Raw genomic sequence first — 22,005 nt, forward strand, 5'->3', positions numbered from 1 at the left:
TTCCCCCTGCGTGGTGCCGCGCCAACTGGGCTGGCCTGACGGGAAGTACATCCTAGGGAGCCCCGGCGGCGGGCTGCCAGCCCAGTGGCGAAGCCGGCCACCAACGAACGACGTGCCCGCCGCCCGCGGCGCGCGGGGCCCCGGGCGCACCGCGCCGCGGCGGAAGGGGACGCGCGCAGCCGTTATCCTCGCCTTTACCATCCTTTGCAGTGTTTTCGTCACGACGGGAGATCCCGCATGGACGACTACTACGACCTCGGCCCGTACACCCGTCCCGTCACGACGACCTCCGGACCGGCCCAGCTCTGGTTCGATCGTGGCTTGATGTGGACGTACGCCTTCAACCACGAGGAGGCGGTCGCCTGCTTCGAGAGGGCCGCCGAGGCCGACCCCGGCTGCGCGATGGCGCACTGGGGCATCGCCTACGCGCTCGGCCCGAACTACAACAAGCCGTGGGACTCCTTCGACGGCGAGGAGCTGGCCCGTACGGTCGAACGCACGCACGGGGCGGTCGAGCGGGCGCACGCCGCGTCGGCCGGGGCGACGGACGTGGAGCGCGCCCTCATCGGCGCCCTGCGCGCCCGCTACCCCCAGGCGCGGGCCGTCGAGGACTGCTCCGTCTGGAACGAGCCCTACGCCGACCGCATGCGCGCGGTCCACGACCTCGCGCCCGGCGACCCCGACGTCGCCACGCTCTACGCCGACGCCCTGATGAACCTCACGCCCTGGCAGCTGTGGGACCTCCGCACCGGAGAGCCCGCGGCCGGCGCCCGGACGCCGGAGGCGAAGGCCGTGCTGGACGCGGCCCTGGACACGGACGCCGGAGCCCGGCACCCCGGCGTCCTGCACCTGTACATCCACCTGATGGAGATGTCCCCGACCCCCGAGGCGGCGCTCGCGGTCGCCGACCGGCTGCGCGGGATCGTGCCCGACGCCGGCCACCTCCACCACATGCCCTCGCACCTCGACGTGCTGTGCGGCGACTACCGCCGGGTGGTGTCGGCCAACAGCGACGCGATCGCCGCCGACGAGAAGTTCCTGGAGCGGGCCGGCGCGATGAACTTCTACACCCTCTACCGGGCCCACAACCTGCACTTCAAGATCTACGGCGCCATGTTCCTCGGCCAGTCGCAGGTCGCCCTGGACACCGCCGCGCAGCTGGAGGCCGCCGTCCCCGGAGCGCTGCTGCGGGTGCAGAGCCCGCCGATGGCGGACTGGCTCGAAGGCTTCCTGGCCATGCGCGTCCACGTCCTGATCCGCTTCGGCCGCTGGGCGGACATCGAGGCCCTGCCGTTCCCGGCCGACCGGGAGCTGTACTGCGTCACCACCGCCATGCTCCACTACGCCCGCGCGGTGGCCTTCTCGGCGACCGGCCGGACCGGCCTGGCGGAGGCCGAGCGGGAGCTCTTCCGCGCGGCGGTGCGGCGCGTTCCCGGGACGAGGACGCTGTTCAACAACACCTGCCAGGACATCCTCGCCGTCGCGGCGGCCATGCTGGACGGTGAACTGGAGTACCGCAAGGGCGACTTCGAGGCCGCGTTCGCCGCGCTGGAGAGGTCCGTCGAACTCGACGACAACCTGCCCTACGACGAACCCTGGGGCTGGATGCAGCCCACCCGGCACGCCTACGGCGCCCTGTTGCTGGAACAGGGCCGGATCGCGGAGGCCGAGGCGGTCTACCGCGCCGACCTGGGCCTGGACGACACCCTGCCCCGTCCGCTCCAGCACCCGGGCAACGTCTGGGCCCTGCACGGCTTCCACGAGTGCCTGACGAGGACCGGCCGGACCGGCGAGGCCGCCCTCGTGGCCCAGCAGCTCAAGCTGGCCGCCGCGCTGGCCGACGTACCGGTGCGGTCGTCCTGCTTCTGCCGCACGGACGTCGGGCCGGGGGCCGCCGGCCCGGACGGCGGCCACTGCCACTGACCGACGGCTACGCCCGGGTGGTCCGCGCGGGCTCGTGCGGCTCCCCGGCGACCGGTGACGGCCCGGCGGCGGCGCGCCGGGCCGGGAGGAAGGACGCGACGGCGAAGGCGAGGAGCGCGGCTCCGGCGCCGATGGCCATGACGACCTTGAAGCCGTTCTCCGAGGGCAGCGCGTAGCCGCCGGAGGAGGTGGTCATCTGGGCGAGGACCACGCCCGCGACGGCGCTGGCGACCGAGGTGCCGATGGACCGCATCAGCGTGTTGAGGCTGTTCGCGGCGGCGGTCTCCGAGGGGTCGACGGCACCCATGATGAGGGCGGGCATCGCACCGTAGGCGAAGCCGATGCCGGCGCCGATGACGCAGGAGACCAGCAGCAGGTGCCACAGCTGCGACATCAGGACGATGTTCAGCGCGTACCCGGCCGCCACGACCAGCGCGCCGAGCATGAGGGTGCTCTTCGGGCCCCTGGCCTTGGTGAGGGCGGCGGACACCGGGGCCATGGCCATCATCACCAGCCCCGACGGGGCCATCACCAGGCCCACCGTCAGCATCGACCTGCCGAGCCCGTAGCCGGTCTGCCCGGGCAGCTGGATCAGCTGCGGCAGCACCAGGGACATGGCGAACATCGAGAAGCCGAACGCCACCGAGGCGAGGTTGGTGACCAGCACCTGGCGGCGGGCGGTGGCCCGCAGGTCCACCAGCGGCTCCCGGGTCCGCAGTTCGAACAGGCCCCACGCGGGCAGCACCACCGCGGCGACGGCGAACAGGCCGAGGGTGGCCGTGCTCGTCCAGCCCCAGTCCGCCCCCTTGGAGATCGCCAGCAGCAGCGTCACCAGGGCGACGGCCAGGCCGAGGGCGCCGAGGAGGTCGAAACGGCCGCCGGTGCGCACCTTCGACTCCGGCACCAGCGCGGCCACCAGCCCGAGCGCGGCCACGCCGAGGGCGGCGGAGGTCCAGAACAGCGCGTGCCAGTCGAAGTGGTCGGCGATGAACGCGGCGGCGGGCAGGCCGAGGGCGCCGCCGACTCCGAGGGAGGCGCTCATCAGGGCGGTCGAGGCGGCGAGCCGCTCCGGCGGGAGTTCGTCGCGCATGATGCTGATGCCGAGCGGGACCACCGCGGCCGCCAGGCCCTGCAGTACCCGCCCGACGATCATCGGGACCAGGGAGTCGGACAGCGCGCAGACCACCGAGCCCGCCACCAGCAGTACCAGGCTGGCCAGCAGCATGCGGCGCTTGCCGGCCATGTCGCCGAGGCGGCCGACGACCGGGGTGGCCACCGCCGCCGCCAGCAGCGTCGCGGTCACGGCCCAGGCGGCGTCGGAGGCCGGGGCGTCCAGCAGCCGGGGCAGTTCCGGGACGATCGGGATGACCAGGGTCTGCATCAGCGACACCACGATGCCGGCGAGGGCCAGCACCGCCACCACGGCGGCCGGCCTCGCCGGGGCGGGACCCCCGGCCGTGGGGGACGGGACAACGGCGTCGGACATGAAGAGGCCTCCGTCAAGGGCGCGGGGAGCGGGTGAGGCGGCAAATATAGGAAGCATTGATTGACTTAAGCAAGTTGAATGCATATGTGGTCGCGTATAGCCTGCGCTTGCGGATATGCGGCGTGTGCAAATAACTTGGCCGGTGCCGCCGGGAAGCGGAACGGGGTACTCGGCGCACCCGTGCACGTCGAAAGGAACCGGGACGGATGCAGATCGATCTGAAGGGCCGCACGGCACTGGTCACGGGCTCCACGCAGGGCATCGGCGCGGCGATCGCCGCCGGCCTGGCCCGGGCCGGGGCCCGGGTGGCCGTCAACGGCCGTACGCCGCAGCGGGTGGAGGAGAGCGTCGCCCGGCTCGCCCGGGAGGTGCCGGGAGCCGACCTGGTGCCGGTGGCCGCGGACGTGACGACCGAGGACGGCGCGAGGGAGGTGGCCGACCGGCTGCCCGACGTCGACATCCTCGTCAACAACCTCGGCATCTTCGGCGCCACCGCGCCCCTGGAGATCAGCGACGAGGAGTGGCGGCGCTACTTCGAGGTGAACGTGCTGTCGGCCGTGCGGCTCACCCGCCTGTTCCTGCCGGGCATGACCGCGCGCGGCTGGGGCCGCGTCCAGTACATCGCCAGCGACTCCGCGGTGGTCACCCCCGCCGAGATGATCCACTACGGCGTGTCCAAGACGGCGCTGCTCGCGGTCGGCCGCGGGTTCGCCAAGGAGGCGGCCGGCACCGGCGTCACGGTCAACTCCGTCATCGCCGGCCCCACCCACACCGCCGGAGTGGAGGACTTCGTCTACGAGCTGGTGGACCGCGACCTGCCCTGGGACGAGGCCCAGCGCGTCTTCATGCGCGAGCACCGGCCGCAGTCCCTGCTCCAGCGGCTGATCGAACCGGAGGAGATCGCCAACATGGTGGTCTACCTCAGCTCCGACCAGGCCTCGGCCACCACGGGAGGCGCACTGCGCGTCGACGGGGGGTACGTCGACTCCATCCTGCCGTGACCCGCGCGCGGGCCGTCCGGCCCCCTGCGGCGGGACCTTCGCCGCCTGGCGCGCGCCAGACCCGGGCGTGATGCTGAAGGGGCGGACCGATCGAGGGAGAGGGCGCGGTCATGCAGGCTCACCTTGGCGACCGTCTGATCGTCGAAAGCCCGGCCACCGGCGCCGTCCGGCGCGACGGCGAGATCGTCGGACTCCACCACGACGACGGGACGCCCCCGTACGACGTGCGCTGGTCGGACACGGGCGAGATCACGCTGGTGTTCCCCGGGCCGGACGCTCACCTCCACCGTCCCGGCCCCGAGAGGGATCCGATGGGGGAGCCGCAGGGCACGGACGCGGACGCCGGGAGGGGGCCCGGCGGCGTCCCGCAGCCCGGGGACGTCGGCCGGCGCGTGGCGGCGGCCCGCCGGCGCAGGGGCCTCGGGCTGGACGAGACCGCCCGCCGCGCCCGCATGTCGCCGCGGTACCTCGCCTACATCGAGACCCACGCCGCCGACCCGTCGCCGGCGACCCTGCTCCGCCTGGCCGACGCCCTCGGCACCACGCTCGTCGAACTCCGGGGCGCCGGCCGGGACCGGCCGCCCGGGCAGGGGCAGGCACTGCTCCGCCCGCGGCTGCGCGAGCTCGGCCCGCAGGAGTGCTGGGCGCTGCTGTCCGGCCACGGGGTGGGACGGGTGGCGCTCACCACCCCGGACGGTCCCGCCGTGCTGCCGGTCAACTACGAGGTGGTGGACGGCACCCTGGTCTACCGCACCGCACCCGACGCCACCCCGGCCGCGGCCGTCGGCACCGAGGTCGCCTTCGAGGTCGACCACGTCGACGACGCCCTGAGCCAGGGCTGGAGCGTCCTCGCCGTCGGCACGGCCCGGGCCGTCACCGACCCCGAGGAGGTCCGCCGGCTCGACGAGCGGGCGCACAGCGATCCGTGGGCGGGAGGGCGGCGCCCGCTGTGGGTCGAGATCCGCCCCGAGCGCCTCACCGGACGCCGCATCACCGCGCCCGACGGGTGAACGGCGGGCCGGCCGGCCGAAGCGGGCGGTGCGCGCGTCGCCGCCCGGCACCGGGCCGGGCGGGCGGTCCTCCGGCGTCCGGCCGCGTGCCGGGGCGGCTCCCGGGAGGCCCATGACCACCCCCTGCTCCACCCGTGCGGTGCCGGTGCCCCGCACCCGGCGCGGCCGGTGACGAATCGGCCCGGAGCCGGGTCGAAGTCCGCGGCGCGGGAACCACGGAAGGCGGGGCCCGGGCGAAGGAGGCGCTGACATGGCACAGCCGGTGGTGGTCGGAGTGGACGGCTCGCCGTCCAGCCTGCACGCCGTGGAGGTCGCTGCGCACGAGGCCGCGCTGCGCGGTGTGGGACTGCGGCTGGTGCACGCCTTCGGGTGGCCGTCGCTGCACGTGCCGCCCGGCGGACCGCCGTGGAACCCGTCCGCGGCCGGGGTACGGGAACTGCTGGACGGCACGCTGGCCGAGGCCGAGCGGCGCGCCCGCCGGGCCGCCCCGCACCTGGACCTCACCCGTGAGGTCGCCGTCGGCGAGCCGCTGATGGTGCTGGAGATCGAGTCGCGCACCGCCTCGCTCCTGGTGGTCGGCAGCCACGGCCGCAGCGCCTTCGGCAGTCTGCTGCTCGGTTCGACGGCCGTGCACCTCGCCGCCCACGCCCGCTGCCCGGTCCTGGTGGTCCGCGGCCGCCCGGAGCCGTCCGGCCCCGTGCTGCTGGCGGCGGACGGCTCACCGGCCGCCCGGCCGGCCGTCGCCTTCGCCTTCGCGCAGGCCGCGCTGCACGGCGCGGACCTGCGGGCACTGCACGTGTACAACGCCCGCACGGAACCGGCCTACGACGGCCCCGCCGACCCGCCCTTCGTGACGTACGACGCGGACCGTCCGCACCACGAGGCGGAGCACGTGCTCGCCGAGGCGCTCGCCGGCCACCAGCGGGACCATCCGCACGTCGCCGTGGAGCGCCGCACGGTCCGGGGGCGGGTGCGCGCCACGCTCGTCGAGGAGAGCGCCCGGGCCCGGCTCGTGGTGGTGGGCGCGCGTGGCCGGGGCGGCTTCACGGGCCTGCTGCTGGGGTCGGTCAGCCAGGCCGTCCTGCACCACGCGCACTGCCCCGTCGCCGTGGTCCGCCACGCGGCGGACTGATCCCGTGCCGCCACGGCGACGTGGCGGCCGGGACGGCTCCGGAGCCTCCAGCGGTGCCGTGGCTGCGGTCCGAACCACGACACCTCACAAAGTCGCCTCTGCAGCAGCGGCTTCGTGCGTCCGCCGGGTACCCCGTTCCGCGTGCCGTGTCCTCCCGCGGACGGGACGATTCGCCTGCTTCCTCGGAGGCGTGGGCGAGAGCTGGGGATGGGGCCCGGGCGGCCGCGGCCTCAGGACCCCCCGAGCTCCTCGGCGAGGACGGAGTGCGCCACATCGCGCAGCTTGACGTTGTGGTGCTGGGAGATGCGGCGCAGCGCGTCGAAGGCGGCCTCCTCGCTCAGGCCGTGCCGCTCCCGCAGGATGCCCATGGCCTCGCCGATGGCGTGGCGCGTCTCCAGCGCGTGCTCCAGCTGGTCCACCGTCCGGGCGCTGGCCAGGGCGACGGCCGCGTGCGAGGCGAGCAGCCAGCCGGCGGTCTCGCTCTCGGCGGTGAAGGCGCCGGCACGGTAGGAGTACAGGTTGAGGGCGCCGAAATCCTCCTGGCGGGTGTAGAGCAGGAAGCCCATCATGCTGCCGATGCCCAGGTCCCGGGCCGCCGGCGCGAACCGCGACCACTCCGGCTGCGGCTCGTTCAGGTCGGCGATGCGGAAGAGGCGCTCGCCGCCGGCGCGGCTGGCGGCGTCGAAGCAGGGCCCCTCGCACAGCTCGCCCTGCAGCCGGTCGGACTTCTCCACCACGTCACCGCAGGCGGCCAGGGTGACCGCGCGGCCCTTGTGCAGGGCGAGGATGCCCGCCGCGTCGCAGCCGCCGACCAGTTTGACGGCCGCCGCGGCGATCTCGTCCAGTGTGGCCTGTGTGGACTCCTGCTCGAGCAGGTGCCGTGCGAGCCGGGCCATCTCCTCGGCGAACTCGGACCACTCCATGCGCACCACCGTCCCGCTCGACGCACCCTTCCCGCCGGAAGGCACCCGGGTCCGGTCGCCGCGCCCGCGGAACCGGCCGGGCATGCCCGGCCCCCGTGACCCGCGGCCGGGCGGCGACCGTGCGCGCCGCCGTGACTGCCGTCCTTCGCAGCGTACCCCGCGCCCGCGCCCGCCGCCGGTCCCGCGCGCTGTGCCAGGATGGGCCGGCCGGCGGCGCGCGGATGAAGAAGTCCTCGTCCCGGGCTCATCCGAACCGGCGGCAGCCGGCCCCAGGATGACGACACGGCCTTCTCACAGCGGATGGCGGCGCCGGCCGCCGTCGTGGCGATCCCGCTCGGTGTCGCCGCGACCGGTTTCGCGCTCACCGACCGTCCCGGAACGCCCCGGGTCCCGGCCGAGGTGGAGCTGGACGGCGGTTCCCCCGCACCGGCGCCCACCCGGCCCGGACCGGCGCCCGGCGACGAGGTCGTCTCCCGGCCCCCGGCGACCGACCGCCCAGCGCGTGAGGTCGATGACGACGACCGAGGCCAGGCAGCCACCGGGGACGACGACTGGCCCGGCGACGACGGACCGGGGGACGACGGCCCCGGCCCCGGCGACGGCTGACCGCGGCCGCCGGCGGATCTCCGCCCGGGTCCGCATCCCGCTGTGGCTGATGCTGGTGAGGGCGGTCGCGCTCGGCTCGGTGGCCGCCCTCACCCGCTCGCTGATGCTGCGGGACGCCGACCACCGGGCCGCCGGTCTGCCGGCGCAGGAGGCCGGCGAGTTCGCCCACTTCGAGGAGCGGGGCGTGGACCCGCGCACGGGCCGCGCCTTCACCGAGCCGGCCCGGCTGCTGCGGGTCTTCCCGGAACGCCGGTACGCCGACCCCGACGAGGAGCTCGTCGGTCTGGTGGGCCGCGCGGACGGCGGCCCGGCGCAGATCGTCCAGCAGCGCGACATCCCCGCGGCGCCGCCCCTGCACCGGGACCCCGGCGCCCGCCGCCGCGTCTTCGCCGCGCCCGGCTCCACCGGCACCCTGCACCGGCCCGCGGGCGAGATCCGCTGGGCGAAGGCCGTCGTCGCCCGGCACGGCGGGAAGCCCGAGGCGGCGTTCGTGGTGGCCTTCCACCCGGGGCGCGAACAGGCCCGGGCCGACGAGGTGTTCCGCATCCTGCCGGTCATCTCGGGCGTGGCGCTGCTGCTCACCACCGGCATCGGCCGGGTCGTCGCCGGGCGCATCCTGACGCCCGTACGGCTGGTGCGGGCCGCGGCCGCGCAGCTCACCGGGCAGGACCTCACCCGCCGCCTCCCCGTGCACGGCCGGGACGACGTGGCAGCGCCGGCCGAGACGTCCGACGCCATGCTCGACCGGCTGGAGCGCGCGTTCACCGCGCAGCGGGAGTTCGTCGACGACGCCGGCCACGAACCGCGCACCCCCCTCACCATCGTCCGCGGCCACCTGGAGCTGATGGGCGACGACCCCGCCGAACGGGAGGGGACGGTCCGGCTCGTCACCGACGAACTGGACCGGACGAGCCGCATCGTCGAGGACCTGCTGCTCGCCAAGGCCGAACGCCCCGACTTCGTCAGCCCCGGCCCCGTCCGGCTCGCCGGACTCACCGCCGACGTCTACGTCAAGGCCCGCACCCTCGGCGGCCGCGACTGGCGGCTCGCCGAGGCCGCCGCCCGGCGCGCCGGCCACCCGGCACGGGGCGCCTCCCGGCCGCCCTCGCGACCGCAACGCGTAAATCAACTCGCGGAAGGGAAGAGGGTTATACGGCAAACCGCGGGGAGTGGTCGGCTGTGCCCGGGATGTCGGGTGCCTAGGCGCTGGGGGAGGGGCCGGGTATGGGCGGGGAGCCCTTGTATCTCGAACCGCGGCTGGACGGAGGACTGCGTTCGCTGCTCGCCGCCGCGGGGCTGCTGCACACCCTGGCCGACGGGCTCGGATCGCCCCTGCACGTGGTCGTTCCCGACCGGGCCGCCGCCAACGTGGAGGACTTCCGGTCGGTGTACGGCGAGCACCGCCTGTCCGGCCGGGTCTTCTTCGCCCACAAGGCCAACCGGTCCAGCGCCCTGCTGCGGCGCCTGGCCGCCACCGACGCCGGGGTGGACGTCGCGTCGCTCGGCGAGCTCCAGCACGCGCTCGGCGCCGGCTTCACCCCGGACCGGATCACGGCCTCCGGGCCGAAGCACCCCGAGTTCCTGTGGCTGGCCGCCCGCACCTCGATCACGGTCGGCGTCGACTCCCGGGACGAACTGGAGCAACTGGCCGCACTGGTGCGCAAGCACGAGCTGCCCCGGGTCAGCGTCCTGCTGCGGCTGACCGGGTTCGAGGCACCCGGCGTGCGCGTGCTGAGCCGGCGCAGCCGCTTCGGCTCGCCCCCGGGCGAGGTGGCCGCGCTGCTGGACGCCGTCGAACGGCACCGCGACGTCGTCGACCTGACGGGCGTGGCGTACCACCTGGACACCACGAGCCTCGCCGAGAAGGCGACGGCGTTCGAGGGCTGCCTGCGGGTGCTGGAGGAGTGCCGGAGCCGCGGGCTGCGGCCCCGGGCCGTGGACGTCGGCGGAGGCTTCGGCATCGGCTACCTCGCCCACGGCGAGCAGTGGGAGCGGTACACGACCGAGCTCACCGGCGCCGTCCTCGGCACCCGGCCGCCCCTGACCTGGGGCGGCCACGGCTACGGGCTGCGCGCCGAGGCCGGCACCCTGCGCGGCGCGCTCGGGCTGTACCCGGCGTACCGGCCGGTCGCCGGGGCGCGCTACCTCGACGCCCTGCTCGCCCACCCCGCCGCCTCGCTGGGCGGCCGGCCCCTGGCGGCGCTGCTGCTGGAGCACCTGTACGACCTGTACACCGAACCCGGCCGGGCGCTGCTGGACCAGTGCGGACTGACGCTGGCGAAGGTGCTGGAGGTGCGCGAACCGGAGGGCGACGGGCCGCTGCTCGTCCGGCTGGCGGCCAAGGCCGACGACGTGGCGCTGGAGGAGCACGGCGTGCTCGTGGACCCCGTCCTCGTCCGCAGGGACCCCGCACCGGACGACGGCCGCGCCCGTCCCGTGGCCGTCCACCTCTTCGGCGCCCTGTGCCTGGAGACCGACCTGATCACGCGGCGCACGGTCTTCCTGCCCCGCCGCCCCGAGCCCGGCGACCTGCTGGCCTTCGCCAACACCGCCGGGTACTGCATGGACTTCCACGCCTCGCACGCCCAGTACCGGCCCGCCGCCCGCAAGGTCGCCGCCTGGCGGGAGGGCGGCGCGTGGCGCTGGTGCCTGGACGACGAGTACTGGCCGATCACACCTGCAGGGGAGGCGCAGTGAGGTACGACAGCATCACCGAGGCCATCGGCAACACCCCGCTGGTACGCATCGACCCGTCCGTGCACGGACTCCGCCACATCGACCTGTACGCCAAGCTGGAGCTGTTCAACCCGTTCGGCTCGGTCAAGGACCGGGCCGCCTGGAGCATGGCGGGCCCCCACCTGGCCGCCGCGGCCGAGGCCGGCAGCCAGGTCGTGGAGCTGTCCAGCGGCAACACCGCCAAGGCCCTCGCCGTCCTGGCCGGCATGCACGGGCTGACCTTCAAGAGCGTCACCAACCGGATGCGGGTCCCCGAGATCAAGGACCTGCTGCTGCTGCTCGGCGCGGAGATCGAGGAACTGCCCGGCCAGAGCGAGTGCCTGGACCCGACCGCCACCGACGACCCGCTGACCCTCTTCCACCGGGCGCTGTCCGAACCCGGCGGTGCCTACCTGCACACCGACCAGTACTTCAACCCGCGCAACACCGAGGCCCACCTCACCGGCACCGGCCCGGAGATCGTCAAGGACCTCGACGGACGGGCCCCGGACTGGTTCGTCGCGTGCGTGGGCACGGCCGGCTCCTCGACCGGCGTGGCCCGCGTCCTGCGGGAACACGACCCGGCCGTGCGGGTGGTCGGGCTGGTCGCCGCCAAGTCCGACTTCATCCCCGGCATCCGCACCATCGACGAGGCCCGCGAGGTCGGCCTGTTCGACCCGGACACCTACGACACGATCGAGGCGGTGAGCGCCGACGACGCCATCGAGGGCATGCTGGCCCTGAACCGCCGGTGCGGCATCCTGGCCGGACCCACCGGAGGGGCCGCCTACTTCGGCGCGGTCCGCGAACTGCGCGCCGCCGACGAGGAGCTGGCGGACCAGGGGGAGCGCCGCACGGCGGTCTTCATCGTGTGCGACCGCGTGGAGAGCTACCTCGGCTACGTCCGGCAGCGGCGCCCCGACCTGTTCGGCCGGCCCGCCCGCCGGAACTCCCCGGCCGACGTGTCCGACGCCGAGCTGCGCGAGGCCCCGTCCCTGAACGTCTCCGACGCCCGGGCGTGGGTCGAGACCGGCCGGCCGCTCGTCGTCGACCTGCGCAGCGCCTTCGCCTACGCCGCCCTGCACATCGACGGCTCGGTCAACATCGTGGACGAGGTGTTCGAGGAACTGCTGCGCGGCGGCCTGCCCTTCAGCCGCAGCCGCCCGGTCCTGCTGGCCTGCCCGGTCGGCGAGAAGTCCGCCCGGTACGCGGCGCTGCTGACCCGGATGGGCCACCCGGAGGTGCGCAGCCTGGCCGGCGGCATCATCGCCTGGCGGGACGCGGGCGCCCCCCTGGTGCGGGACTGACCGGCATGACCGCGTCCGGCACCCGCACCCCCGACCGCGTGGCCCTCGACGAACTGGGGGAGTGGCAGCGGGCGCTGCGCGCCCAGTTCCCGATCATCACCGGGCACCCCGGCCTGGCCTACCTGGACAGCGCGGCGACCGCGCAGAAGCCCCGGGCGGTCCTCGACGCCGTCCACGACTACCTCACCACCAGCAACGCCAACGCGGGGCGCGGCACCTACCCCTGGGCCAACCGGACCACGGACCTCGTCGCGCGGGGCCGCGACCGGATCAAGCGGTTCCTGGACGACCCGGCCCCGGAGCGCTCGGCCGTGCACTTCACCAGCGGCACCACCGAGGGGCTGCGCACCCTCGCCCGCGACTGGCTCCCGCGCTTCCTCGCCGACGGCGACGAGATCGTCGTCCCGGTCGCCGACCACCGGGCGAACATCGAGCCCTGGCTGGAGGCCCGGCGGCTGCTGGCCGCGCAGGGCGTGCACGTCGGCGTCCGGCCGATGCCGTACCAGAGGGACTCCGGCGACTACGACCACACCGCGCTGGCGGAACTCGCCGGACCGCGCACCCGGTTCGTCGCGGTCACCCACGTCCACCACGTCTACGGCGGCGACATGAACGTCCACCGCATCCGCCGGGCCGTCGGCGACGACGCGGTGATCTGCCTGGACGCCGCCCAGAGCGTCGGCCACCTGCCGGTGTCGGTGGCCGGACTCGACGTCGACTTCGTCGTCTTCTCCGGGCACAAGGCGATGGCGCTGCCCGGCACCGGAGCGGTCTGGGCCCGCCAGGTCCGCGGGCCGGAGTTCGTCCCCGGCGGCTGGTCGGGCACCCCGAACACCGTCGGCGTCGCCTCCCTGACCGCGGCGCTGGACTGGCTGGACGCGGCCGGAACCGACCGGATCGAGCGGTGGACGGCCGCCCTCGCGGCCCGCCTCACCGACCGCCTGCGCCACCTGGACGGCTACGAGATCCTCGGCTGCCGCACCAGCCTGGCCGCGGACTCGCCCGTCCAGCAGCGCCGGGGCATCGTCACCTTCCGGCACCGCGAGATCTCCTCGGGCGACCTGGGGTTCCTGCTCTACAGCCACGGCTTCATGGTCCGCTCCGACAGCCACTGCCAGGGCAGCGCGGGGGAGCAGACCGACTCGGTCCGGGTGAGCCTGCACGTGTACAACACCGCGGACGAGATCGACCGGTTGCTGACCGTTCTCGCCTCGGTGGGCTGACCGGACCACCAAGAGGAGAATGGGAACCGTTTCCACCTGTAAGGTCTGAGCAGGAAGCGGGACAGGTGCGAGACGGCAAGGTGGCACGACCGGATGGGGCTGAGCCTGGAGACGGCCGAACGATGGGTCAAGCGGTGGGAGTGCCAGCAGCAGCGGTACGCCGTCGACCGCGAGGAGCGCTTCACGGTGATCGCCGACGTCGTCGAACAGGTCACCGGCGGCCGTACGGCCCGGCCCCTGGTGGCGGACCTCGGCTGCGGGCCCGGGTCGCTGGCGGCCCGCCTGGCCCGGCGGCTGCCCGGCGCGGACATCGTCGCCGTGGACCGGGACCCCGTCCTGCTCGAACTGGCCCGCACCCACCACGCCGACGCCGCCCGCTACGTCGACACCGTCATCGGCGAGGAGGGCTGGACCGCCGCCCTGGGCCTGGACCGCCCGCTGGACGCGGCGGTCTCCACGACCGCGCTGCACTACCTCGGCCTCGACGCGCTGCGCCGCACCTACCGGGAACTCGCGGCGGTGCTGCGGCCCGGCGGCGTCCTCGTCAACGGGGACCACTTCCCGCAGGACGCCCCCGCCCTGGCCGGCATCTGCGGCGACGTCGGGCGCCGCCGGGCCGAACGGCAGCGGGTCTTCGCCCACGAGGACTGGACGTCCTGGTGGACGGCGGCCGCCGGGGACCCCGAACTGGCTGACCTGCTCGCCGAACGCCGGCTCCGGCAGGCCGCGGACGCTCCGGCCGGAGCGGCCCGGCTGTCGCTGTCCGCCCATGTGCGGCTGCTGCGGCAGTCGGGCTTCGCCCAGGCCGGCGCGGTCTGGCAGTACGGCGACAGCTACGTCGTCGTGGCGGTCCGCTGACGGACCGCCGGCCTCCGTCCGGTCAGGCCTGCGGCGGCGCCGCCTGCTGCACCACCTCGAAGGACCACAGCGTCGACCCGCTCGCCGCCGGCCTGGGGCGCTCGCCGCCGTCCGCGCCGCCGCCGCCCTGGTGGGCCGCCTTCATGGGGCCCTCCATCCAGGCCTGGAAGGACTCCTCGTCGCGCCACCGCGTGTAGACGAGGTACTGGTCGGTGCCCTCGACCGGTCGCAGCAGCTCGAACCACTCGAACCCGTCGGAGTTCTCCACGGCGTGGGCGCGGGACGCGAAGCGCTTCTCCAGCACCTCGCGCTGCTCGGCCGGCACGGTCAGTACGTTGATCTTGACTACGCTCATGCCCCCATCCTGCCGCACGGCCGGTTAGCCCGGGCTGCGTGGGTACTCGTCGTCCTGGGTCAGAACCCGCGTGCGGCCCGAAGGGCCTCCCGCGGGACGATCAGCGACACACGGAGGCGCACAGATGAGCACGGTCAAGGAAACGGTGGAAGTCGACGTCCCCGTCCACACCGCCTACAACCAGTGGACGCAGTTCGAGTCCTTCCCGAACTTCATGGAGGGCGTCGAGGAGGTCAGGCAGCTGGACGACCGCCACAACCACTGGACCACCAAGATCGGCGGGATCCGGCGGGAGTTCGACACCGAGATCGTCGACCAGCTCCCGGACGAGCGCATCACCTGGCGCAGCACCAGCGGTGACACCAAGCAGAGGGGCTCGGTCCGCTTCGAGCGCGTGGACGACACGCACACCCGCGTCGAGCTCGTGCTGGACGTCGAGCCCAGCGGAGCCGTGGAGAAGGTCGGCGACATGATCGGCACCATCGACCGGCGCGTCAAGGGCGACATGAAGCGCTTCAAGCAGTTCGTCGAGGAGCACGGCGACACCGGCGCTTGGCGCGGCCGCATCCGGCCGGGGGACGCGGGCACCGGCGGTCTCGGCGGTCCGTCCCTCTGACACCCGGACACCGGACATCGCACATGTCTGTCCCCCGGACCCGCCGCGGCGGGTCCGGGGGACAGACATGTGCGATGCGCGGACGCCGGGCGGGTTCCGCCGGGGGCCCGGCGGAACCCTTCGCGGCGCCCGGCGGTCAGGCCGTGTGCAGGGTCAGCCCGTAGCGGCCGAGGATCTCGTTGACCGGCTGGAACCAGGTCTCGCCGCCGCTGGAGCAGTTGCCCCAGCCGCCCGAGGTGACTCCCTGGGCCTGGTCGCCGGTGAGGAACGAGCCGCCGGAGTCTCCGGGCTCGGCGCAGACGCTGGTCTTGGTCATCTGGCGGACCGCACCCTGGCTGTAGTTGACGGTCTCGTTCTTGGCGAGCACCGTGCCGCAGTGCCAGCGCGTGGTGGAACCGGAGCGGCACACCGAGGAGCCGATCGGAGCCTCGGCCGAGCCGCGCACGAGCTGGTCCGGCACCGTTCCCCAGCCCAGGACGACCGGTACGGTCCACCAGCCGCTGCCCACGCTGACCCACGCGTAGTCGTTCTCCGGGAACGACGAGCCCTGGAACGTCCCGATGTACGACCGGTCCCAGCCGCTGACCCCGGCGCCCGCCTGGCCGCAGTGGCCGGCGGTGACGAACCCGCCGTGCACCGAGAAGCCGATGGAGCACCGGACGTTGCCGGTGTAGTACGGGTCGCCGCCGACCGTGCCCGCGGCGAAGGTGCGCGGGGCGGCGGCGACGGTCCGCACGGTGACCGGTCCGGCTTCGCGGGCCCGGTCGAGGAACCGCTGCACACCGGGGTCGGCCTGCTCGCCCCGGACGACGTTCACGACGACCGTGTTGGCGGCCGGGTCGACGTGCCAGCTGCCGACCCCTTCGGGCGCGGACAGGCGGTCGATGCGCGCCTTGGCCGCGTCGAGCCGGCGCGCGCTGTGCTCGACGGTGCGCACGTCGGCGCCGGCGGCCCGTACGGCGCGGACCGCGGTGTCCGCGGCGTCCGCGGTGACGGCCACGGTCAGCCGCCGGCTGCGGGCGTCGAACCACGAGCCCGCGTACGCGTCCCCGGCGGCCTTCCGGGCCCGCGGCGCGAGGTCGGCGGCCCGGCGTTCGGCGGCCAGCCGGGCTTCCGCCTCGGACCGCGTCAGACCGAGGTCCCGCTGCATGGCCCGGAGCAGGGCGGGGGAGGCGGGGTCGGCCTGGGCGGCGGTGGCGGAGGAGTCGTCCGCCGCGGCCGTCGGCGTCCCGCCGGCGGCCCAGCCGCCGAGGACGAGGAGCGCGGCCAGGGCGACGTGCTGGAGTCTCATGCGTCTCATGGGGAAGTGACCCTTCGTCGTTCCAAGCAAGGTGGGGGTGGAACAACCACGTTCTGAGAGCGCTCTCATGGGAGCGGGGCAGAGCTTAGCGGTGCTTGCCCGACAGGTCCATGCCAATGCGGGGAACCGTGGGCCGGAGGAAGATCACCGAGCGTGCGGGGGTGGCCGGCCTTACCGTGGACGCCCCGGCCGACGACCCCCGTGACCGGCGGCGCGGCCCCCGCCCCGAACGGACAGGACGATGCAGACCTTCCTGCCCTACGCCGATTTCTCGCGATCGGCCACGGCCCTCGACCGACGACGACTGGGCAAGCAGCGGGTGGAGGCGCTGCAGGTCCTGCGCGGCCTGATCGTGCCCGGCTACGGATGGCGCCACCACCCGGCCGTGCGGATGTGGACGGGGTACGAGGAGGCGCTGGTCCGGTACGGGCTGGAGATCTGCCGGGTGTGGCGGGAGCGCGGCCACCAGGACAGCTGCGCCGCCACCCTCGTCGCCGACCTGGCGACGGTCCACCACGGCCCGGTGCGCGGCCAGCGGGAACTGGCGGACGCCGGCGAGCTCCCGCCCTGGCTCGGGGACGCCGCGGTGCACCGCAGCCACCAGTCGGCACTGGTGCGCAAGGACCCGGCCGCCTACGCCGAGCAGTTCCCGGGCGTGCCGGACGACCTGCCGTACGTCTGGCCCGCGTCGGACCGCGGGCCGCTCGCGTCCCGCGACGGGTGAGCCTCCCTCGCGGCGCCGGCCCGGGAACGCCCCGCGACCCGCCGCCGGCCGCAGCCCGCCCCCGTTCGGCACGCCGGGAGGACGCTCCACGGCTAGAATGCTGGGATTTGGTACGACTTCACCAGAAGTGGGCCATGTGACCCGGCCGGAGTGATCGATGCCCCGCAAGCGTCCGACCGACGACGGTGACGAGCTGCTCGCCAGGCTCGGAACGCTGACCGCGCAGGCCCGGGAACGCGCGGAGCTCCAGCGGTCGCGGGTCGAACTGGCCGTCGCCCTCCAGCAGGGCATGCTGCCCACGACCCTGCCGGAGGTTCCCCGCTTCCGCCTGGCCGTCGAGTACCAGCCCGCCTACCACGGCCTCAGCGTGGGCGGGGACTGGTACGACGCCTTCACGATGCCCGACGGCTGCATCGGCCTGTCCATCGGCGACGTCCAGGGCCACAACATCGAGGCGGCCGCCTTCATGGGCCAGGTGCGGGTCGGACTGCGCGCCCTCGCCTCCGTCACCAGCGAGCCCGGCGAACTCCTCGCCCGCACCAACGACCTGCTGCTCGCCCTCGGCACCGACCTGTTCGCCACCTGCACGTTCATCCGGCTCGACCCGGCGACCGGCGTCCTGGAGAGCGCCCGGGCCGGGCACATACCGTACGTCTGGGCCACGGCGGACGGCCGGTCCGGCCTCGCCGAGGACGAGGGCGGGCCGCCCCTCGGCGTGCTGGCGGGCACCGAGTACCCGGTCACCCTGCACCGCCTCTCGGCGGGCGACGTCTTCGTCCTGGTCACCGACGGCGTGGTCGAGGGGCCCGCGCTGAGCCTGGACGAGGGCCTCGACCAGGTGGTGCGGCTGGCGGGCATCGCCGCCGTCGCGGGCCTGGAGGCGGCCTCGCTCGCCACCGCCGTCATCAAGGGCGCCGAGCGGGTGGGCCACCAGGACGACGCGGCGGTCCTGGTGGTCGGCCGCGAGGGTTCCGCGTCCCACCCGTCCGGCCTCGCACCGGTTTCCCAGCCCCGGGACAGGACGCGGCCGCGACCGCCTCGCCGATCGACCGGCGGCGGTGTCTGATGGCAACTGTGGTGCGTACCCGCGATCGGCGCCGAGTGGTCGTCTACGGCTTTCAGGTACTGGCCGTCGCCGCCTGCTACTACGCGGCCGGACGGCTCGGACTGCTCCGGCAGCTCGCGGTCGGGGACGCGGTCTTCACCCCCATCTGGCCGCCCACCGGGGTCGCCCTGGCCGCCCTGTTCGTCTTCGGGCTGCGCTGCTGGCCCGGCATCGCGCTCGGCGCCCTCCTCGTCATCATGTCCCTCACCGCCCTGCGGCCCGCCGCGCTCGGCAACGTCGCCGGCAACACCGCGGCCCCCCTCTGCGCCTACCTCATGCTGCGCAGGACGGGTTTCCGCACCGGCCTGAGCCGGCTGCGGGACGGCGTCGCCCTGGTCTTCCTCGGCGCGCTCGCCGCGATGCTGATCAGCTCCACGGTGGGCGTCGGCACCCTGGTCCTCACCGGCAGACTCGGCGCGGACGGCTTCTGGCCGGTCTGGCTGGCGTGGTGGGTGGGCGACGCGATGGGCGTCCTGCTCGTCACCCCCGCCCTGCTCCTGCTCGCCGGGGCGCACCGGGCGCCGGACCTGGCCCGCTGGAAGGAGGCCCTGGTCCTGGCCGCCGTGGCCGGGGGCGTCGTACCGCTGGCCACGCACAGCGGGATCAGCCTGCTCTACCTCGTCTACCCGCTGCTGATCTGGGCGGCCCTGCGGTTCCAGCTCGCCGGGAGCGTCCTGTGCGCCCTGTTCGCCTCCGTCCTGGCGACCGTCGCGGCCACGGACGGCACCGGGCCGTTCGCCGGGCTGACCCGTACCGAGGTGATGTTCAAACTCCAGGCCTTCAACGGCTCGATGGCCCTGACCTCGCTGCTGCTGTCGGCCGTGATCATCGAGCAGCACAACACCCGCCGGTCGGTGGAGCGGGCCTGCCAGGAGCTGGTCGAGGTCCTCGAACACCTCACCGCGGGGGAGGCCCCGCCCGGCCGCGCGCCGGTGGACGGCGACGGCCCGCCGGGACCGCCCGGACGGCGATGAACCGGACGGCCCGCCGTCCGCGGGCGGTCAGGTCACCGTCGGCGCGGGGGGCGTCCACCGGCGGGTGCGCGGGACCGAGCCGGAGACGCCGTACTCCTTCCTGAGGTGTTCGGGGATCGCGCAGTGCATCACGCGTCCCCGGGTGAGCGAGGACAGCTCGAAGACGGTCGTCAGGTGCCCGAGACGGTCCAGGGCCCAGGCGCCGAGCGGGGAGCGGTCCTCGATGCCCTCCAGGACGCCGAGCGGACGGGGGACCGCCTTGACGGCCGTGTCCCACGGGGTGCGGGGCACGTCGAGCCGGTCGGCGCACGTGTCGCCGACGAGATGGCGGATCAGGGCCGACCGATCATGTCCTCCTGGCAGATCGGCACCCCCGGCGCCGCCGTGTCCCAGCGGCCCTCGCGCCGCAGGTGGTGGCGGACGGCGGCGCGCAGCAGCCGGACCTTCCGGGCGGCGGGGAGGAAGCGGCCGCCGGCCTCGAAGGCGTCGGGCTTCGGGGTGCCTCCGGGCGCACGACCGGGACGGAAGCGGTGCCGAGGAATGCGACGCGGTGGGGAGGGGTTCCACTTGACGGGCCGCCGTACGGGCCGGGAGGACGCGATGACCATGAGACTGCTCCCCGAAGGCGGCCCCGGGCTGCGCGACCGGGTCGGCAGGGCGATCTTCGCCCGGGTGGCGGGACCCGAGGGCCCCGGCAACCGGGCCCGCATCCACGGCACGCCCGGACCGCGCTGGTTCGGCCCCGAACGGCCCATCAGAAGGGTGCACGGGGACGCCGCCATGTTCATCGGCGGCCTGTCGGCCCTGCTCCTGCAGTCGCTGCACCCCCTCGCCATGGCCGCGGTCGCCGGGCACTCCGGCTTCCGCGGCGACCCCTGGGGACGGCTGCAACGGACCAGCACCTTCCTGGCCGTCACCACGTACGGACCGGCCGCCGCCGCCCAGGAGGCGTGCGACCGGGTACGCGCCGTCCACGCCACGGTCAACGGCACGACCGCCGACGGACAGCGGTACGCCGCCTCCGACCCGCACCTGCTGTGCTGGGTGCACGTCGCGGAGACCGACACCTTCCTGCGCGCCCACCAGCGCTACGGCGCGCGCCCTCTGACCGACGAGGAGAGCGACGGCTACGTCGCCGACACCGCGCGCGTCGCCACCGCGCTCGGCGTCCCCGACCCGCCGACGGACCGCGCCGGACTCGCGGCGCGCCTGGCCGCCTACCGGAGCGAGCTGCGCGCCACCCCGGAGGCGCGCAGCGCGGCGCGCTTCCTGCTGCTGAACCCGCCGGTCCCGCTCGTCGCGCGCCTGCCCTACGGCGTGCTCGCCGCCAACGCCGTGTCCCTGCTGCCGGTGTGGGCCTCGCGCGAGTTGTGGCTGCCCCGGGTGCCGCCGGCCGAGGGGCTGTGCGTCCGCCCGCTCGGGACGGCCGTGACCGCGGGGATCCGGTGGGCGTTGACGCCGCCGCCCAGGGGTGCGGCTTCGCCGGGCAGCGGTTCCGGCGGGTGAGGGTGCGGTTGCTGGTCAGCGATCCTGGCGGGTGAGGGGTGTGGTCCGGTCGGGTGGCCGTGACCGTGGGGATTCGGTGGGCGTTGACGCCGCCGTTCCGGAGTGCGGTTTCGTCGGGCAGCGGTTCCGGCGGGTGAGGGGTGCGGCTTTGCCGGGCAACGGTCCTGGCGGGTGAGAGGGCGGCTGCCGGTCACCGGTCCCGGCGGGTGAGGCGTGCGGCCCGGTCGGTGGCTGCCGTGGCGCGCTCCCGGGCCGCACGGACCCGCCGGTCGGCGTCGCGCGACCGGCGTCGCGCCGCCTGCTCGGCCGCAACGGCCTCCCGGTGTTCCTCCTCGGCCCGCCTCAGCTCCTCGCCCAGTTCGCGCACCCGCTGCCGGAGCCGGTCGGCCCGGGCCCGGGCGTCCGCCGACTCGCGCTCGGACGCCGCCGCCTCGTCCTGGCGGGCCCGCAGCTCCCGCTCGGCGTCCGCGGCCTCCTCGCGGGCCGCGGCGAGCCGGCGCCGGCGCGCGGCTTCCACGGCGGAGTCGCGGGGAGCGGCCGCGGCGGCGGGGTGGGCCGGCGTGGCTCCGGTCCCGGCGGTCCGACGCGCGGCCGTGGCTCCGGGGACCCGGTTCGCGGCCGGGCGGGGCGGGGTGCTTGCGGGCGGCGGAGCGCTTCCCCCGGCCGGGCGCGTGGAGGGCCGGGCAGGGGGCGGGGGCGCCGTCGCCGAGGACGTTCGCGGGGGCGCGGCCCCTTCCTCGACGGCGGGGAAGCCGACCGTCGGGCTCAGTGGCGCGGCCAGCCGGCCGGCGGCCCACTGCCGGGCCGCGTCGGGATCGGCCAGCACGGCGTGCAGGGTGTTCTCGACCTCGCGCCGCACGCTCTCGCCGACCGGGTGGCCGGCCTCGGCCGCGAGCCGGCGCGCCTGCCGGGACAGCGCGCCGATCACGTCGGTGCGGCGGCGGCCGAGTTCCCGCAACCGCGCGCCGTCCAGGTCGCGGTGGGCTTGCCGCAGGCCCTCCGCGAGCCGGAGCAGCGACTCCACCTCACCGGGCGCCGCGCGGACCAGCAGATTGCCGGCCCAGGCCGCAAGACCGGGGCGGCGCAGGGCGGCGATCTGCCGCGCGAGCGTCCGGTCGCCGGCCGCGCGGGCGGCCGCCGCCCGGGCGTCACGGACGGCGGTGAAGTCCTCCGGCCGCAGTCCGTACAACTCGTCGGCGACCGTGTCGAAGTCCATGAGCCATCCTCTCGGACCGCGGCCC

19 protein-coding genes and 2 pseudogenes are annotated in these 22,005 nt (G+C 75.1%); 15 read left to right on the forward strand and 6 right to left on the reverse strand.

Annotation, left to right across the window (positions count from 1 at the left end; translation table 11 throughout):
- Positions 1 to 237: 237 nt before the first annotated feature.
- Positions 238 to 1,923, forward strand: a complete 1,686-nt coding sequence (locus tag ACIF8T_RS34010; RefSeq protein ID WP_400040507.1) for a hypothetical protein — start codon at positions 238 to 240, stop codon at positions 1,921 to 1,923.
- Positions 1,924 to 1,930: 7 nt separating this feature from the next.
- Here the strand turns inward: ACIF8T_RS34010 and ACIF8T_RS34015 are convergent, their stop codons facing one another.
- Positions 1,931 to 3,409, reverse strand: coding sequence for an MFS transporter (locus tag ACIF8T_RS34015; protein ID WP_400040509.1), 1,479 nt, complete (start codon positions 3,407 to 3,409; stop codon positions 1,931 to 1,933).
- 206 nt (positions 3,410 to 3,615) lie between these two features.
- On the opposite strand from ACIF8T_RS34015, the gene ACIF8T_RS34020 reads away from it, so the two are divergent.
- The 3 genes from ACIF8T_RS34020 (at position 3,616) to ACIF8T_RS34030 (ending at position 6,552) form a co-directional block, all read left to right on the forward strand.
- Entirely contained in the window at positions 3,616 to 4,410 is a 795-nt protein-coding gene (locus ACIF8T_RS34020; RefSeq protein ID WP_400040511.1) for an SDR family NAD(P)-dependent oxidoreductase, read from the forward strand.
- 110 nt (positions 4,411 to 4,520) lie between these two features.
- Entirely contained in the window at positions 4,521 to 5,420 is a 900-nt protein-coding gene (locus ACIF8T_RS34025) for a pyridoxamine 5'-phosphate oxidase family protein (RefSeq protein ID WP_400040512.1), read from the forward strand.
- Between the two features lie 250 nt (positions 5,421 to 5,670).
- On the forward strand, positions 5,671 to 6,552 hold the full coding sequence (locus ACIF8T_RS34030) for a universal stress protein (protein ID WP_400040514.1): 882 nt from the start codon (positions 5,671 to 5,673) through the stop codon (positions 6,550 to 6,552).
- A gap of 230 nt (positions 6,553 to 6,782) precedes the next feature.
- On the opposite strand, the gene ACIF8T_RS34035 is transcribed toward ACIF8T_RS34030, so the two are convergent.
- Positions 6,783 to 7,475, reverse strand: a complete 693-nt coding sequence (locus ACIF8T_RS34035) for a GAF and ANTAR domain-containing protein (protein WP_400040515.1) — start codon at positions 7,473 to 7,475, stop codon at positions 6,783 to 6,785.
- Between the two features lie 300 nt (positions 7,476 to 7,775).
- Here ACIF8T_RS34035 and ACIF8T_RS34040 point away from each other — a divergent pair, with 300 nt between their 5' ends.
- The 6 genes and pseudogenes from ACIF8T_RS34040 (at position 7,776) to ACIF8T_RS34065 (ending at position 14,184) form a co-directional block, all read left to right on the forward strand.
- Positions 7,776 to 8,081 (forward strand): small secreted hydrophilic protein, encoded by a 306-nt coding sequence (locus ACIF8T_RS34040; protein WP_400040517.1) that lies wholly within the window; start codon positions 7,776 to 7,778, stop codon positions 8,079 to 8,081.
- Between the two features lie 49 nt (positions 8,082 to 8,130).
- A pseudogene (locus ACIF8T_RS34045) lies at positions 8,131 to 9,129 on the forward strand (histidine kinase dimerization/phospho-acceptor domain-containing protein); the annotation flags it as partial.
- A 176-nt stretch (positions 9,130 to 9,305) separates the two neighbouring features.
- Positions 9,306 to 10,778, forward strand: a complete 1,473-nt coding sequence (locus ACIF8T_RS34050; RefSeq protein WP_400040519.1) for an alanine racemase — start codon at positions 9,306 to 9,308, stop codon at positions 10,776 to 10,778.
- On the forward strand, positions 10,775 to 12,103 hold the full coding sequence (locus ACIF8T_RS34055; protein ID WP_400040521.1) for a pyridoxal-phosphate dependent enzyme: 1,329 nt from the start codon (positions 10,775 to 10,777) through the stop codon (positions 12,101 to 12,103). The genes ACIF8T_RS34050 and ACIF8T_RS34055 overlap by 4 nt, the downstream gene beginning before the upstream one ends.
- A gap of 5 nt (positions 12,104 to 12,108) precedes the next feature.
- The gene (locus ACIF8T_RS34060; protein ID WP_400040523.1) at positions 12,109 to 13,326 is read left to right on the forward strand and encodes an aminotransferase class V-fold PLP-dependent enzyme; all 1,218 of its coding nucleotides are present in this window, start codon (positions 12,109 to 12,111) and stop codon (positions 13,324 to 13,326) included.
- Between the two features lie 93 nt (positions 13,327 to 13,419).
- Positions 13,420 to 14,184, forward strand: coding sequence for a class I SAM-dependent methyltransferase (locus ACIF8T_RS34065; RefSeq protein WP_400040524.1), 765 nt, complete (start codon positions 13,420 to 13,422; stop codon positions 14,182 to 14,184).
- A 22-nt stretch (positions 14,185 to 14,206) separates the two neighbouring features.
- On the opposite strand, the gene ACIF8T_RS34070 is transcribed toward ACIF8T_RS34065, so the two are convergent.
- On the reverse strand, positions 14,207 to 14,539 hold the full coding sequence (locus tag ACIF8T_RS34070) for an antibiotic biosynthesis monooxygenase family protein (RefSeq protein ID WP_400040525.1): 333 nt from the start codon (positions 14,537 to 14,539) through the stop codon (positions 14,207 to 14,209).
- Positions 14,540 to 14,663: 124 nt separating this feature from the next.
- Between ACIF8T_RS34070 and ACIF8T_RS34075 the strand changes: the two genes are divergently transcribed.
- Entirely contained in the window at positions 14,664 to 15,155 is a 492-nt protein-coding gene (locus ACIF8T_RS34075) for an SRPBCC family protein (protein ID WP_400040527.1), read from the forward strand.
- A 136-nt stretch (positions 15,156 to 15,291) separates the two neighbouring features.
- Here the strand turns inward: ACIF8T_RS34075 and ACIF8T_RS34080 are convergent, their stop codons facing one another.
- Positions 15,292 to 16,455 (reverse strand): S1 family peptidase, encoded by a 1,164-nt coding sequence (locus tag ACIF8T_RS34080; RefSeq protein WP_400040529.1) that lies wholly within the window; start codon positions 16,453 to 16,455, stop codon positions 15,292 to 15,294.
- Positions 16,456 to 16,696: 241 nt separating this feature from the next.
- Between ACIF8T_RS34080 and ACIF8T_RS34085 the strand changes: the two genes are divergently transcribed.
- From ACIF8T_RS34085 to ACIF8T_RS34095, 3 genes are all read left to right on the forward strand, one after another.
- The gene (locus ACIF8T_RS34085; RefSeq protein WP_400040530.1) at positions 16,697 to 17,179 is read left to right on the forward strand and encodes an MSMEG_6728 family protein; all 483 of its coding nucleotides are present in this window, start codon (positions 16,697 to 16,699) and stop codon (positions 17,177 to 17,179) included.
- A gap of 157 nt (positions 17,180 to 17,336) precedes the next feature.
- Positions 17,337 to 18,245, forward strand: a complete 909-nt coding sequence (locus tag ACIF8T_RS34090; protein WP_400040532.1) for a PP2C family protein-serine/threonine phosphatase — start codon at positions 17,337 to 17,339, stop codon at positions 18,243 to 18,245.
- Complete coding sequence (locus tag ACIF8T_RS34095) at positions 18,245 to 19,258, forward strand: MASE1 domain-containing protein (RefSeq protein WP_400040535.1); 1,014 nt, start codon at positions 18,245 to 18,247, stop codon at positions 19,256 to 19,258. The genes ACIF8T_RS34090 and ACIF8T_RS34095 overlap by 1 nt, the downstream gene beginning before the upstream one ends.
- 27 nt (positions 19,259 to 19,285) lie before the next feature.
- Here the strand turns inward: ACIF8T_RS34095 and ACIF8T_RS34100 are convergent.
- Positions 19,286 to 19,752 (reverse strand): annotated as a pseudogene (locus ACIF8T_RS34100) (DUF2236 domain-containing protein); the annotation flags it as partial.
- A gap of 112 nt (positions 19,753 to 19,864) precedes the next feature.
- Here ACIF8T_RS34100 and ACIF8T_RS34105 point away from each other — a divergent pair.
- The gene (locus ACIF8T_RS34105; protein ID WP_400040596.1) at positions 19,865 to 20,764 is read left to right on the forward strand and encodes an oxygenase MpaB family protein; all 900 of its coding nucleotides are present in this window, start codon (positions 19,865 to 19,867) and stop codon (positions 20,762 to 20,764) included.
- Between the two features lie 190 nt (positions 20,765 to 20,954).
- Here ACIF8T_RS34105 and ACIF8T_RS34110 read toward each other — a convergent pair whose 3' ends face one another.
- Positions 20,955 to 21,980: a hypothetical protein gene (locus ACIF8T_RS34110; RefSeq protein WP_400040536.1), complete on the reverse strand. Its 1,026-nt coding sequence runs from the start codon at positions 21,978 to 21,980 to the stop codon at positions 20,955 to 20,957.
- Positions 21,981 to 22,005 lie beyond the last annotated feature (25 nt).

The sequence above is a fragment of the Streptomyces sp. NPDC085946 genome, assembly GCF_044540485.1.
Classification (GTDB): domain Bacteria; phylum Actinomycetota; class Actinomycetes; order Streptomycetales; family Streptomycetaceae; genus Streptomyces.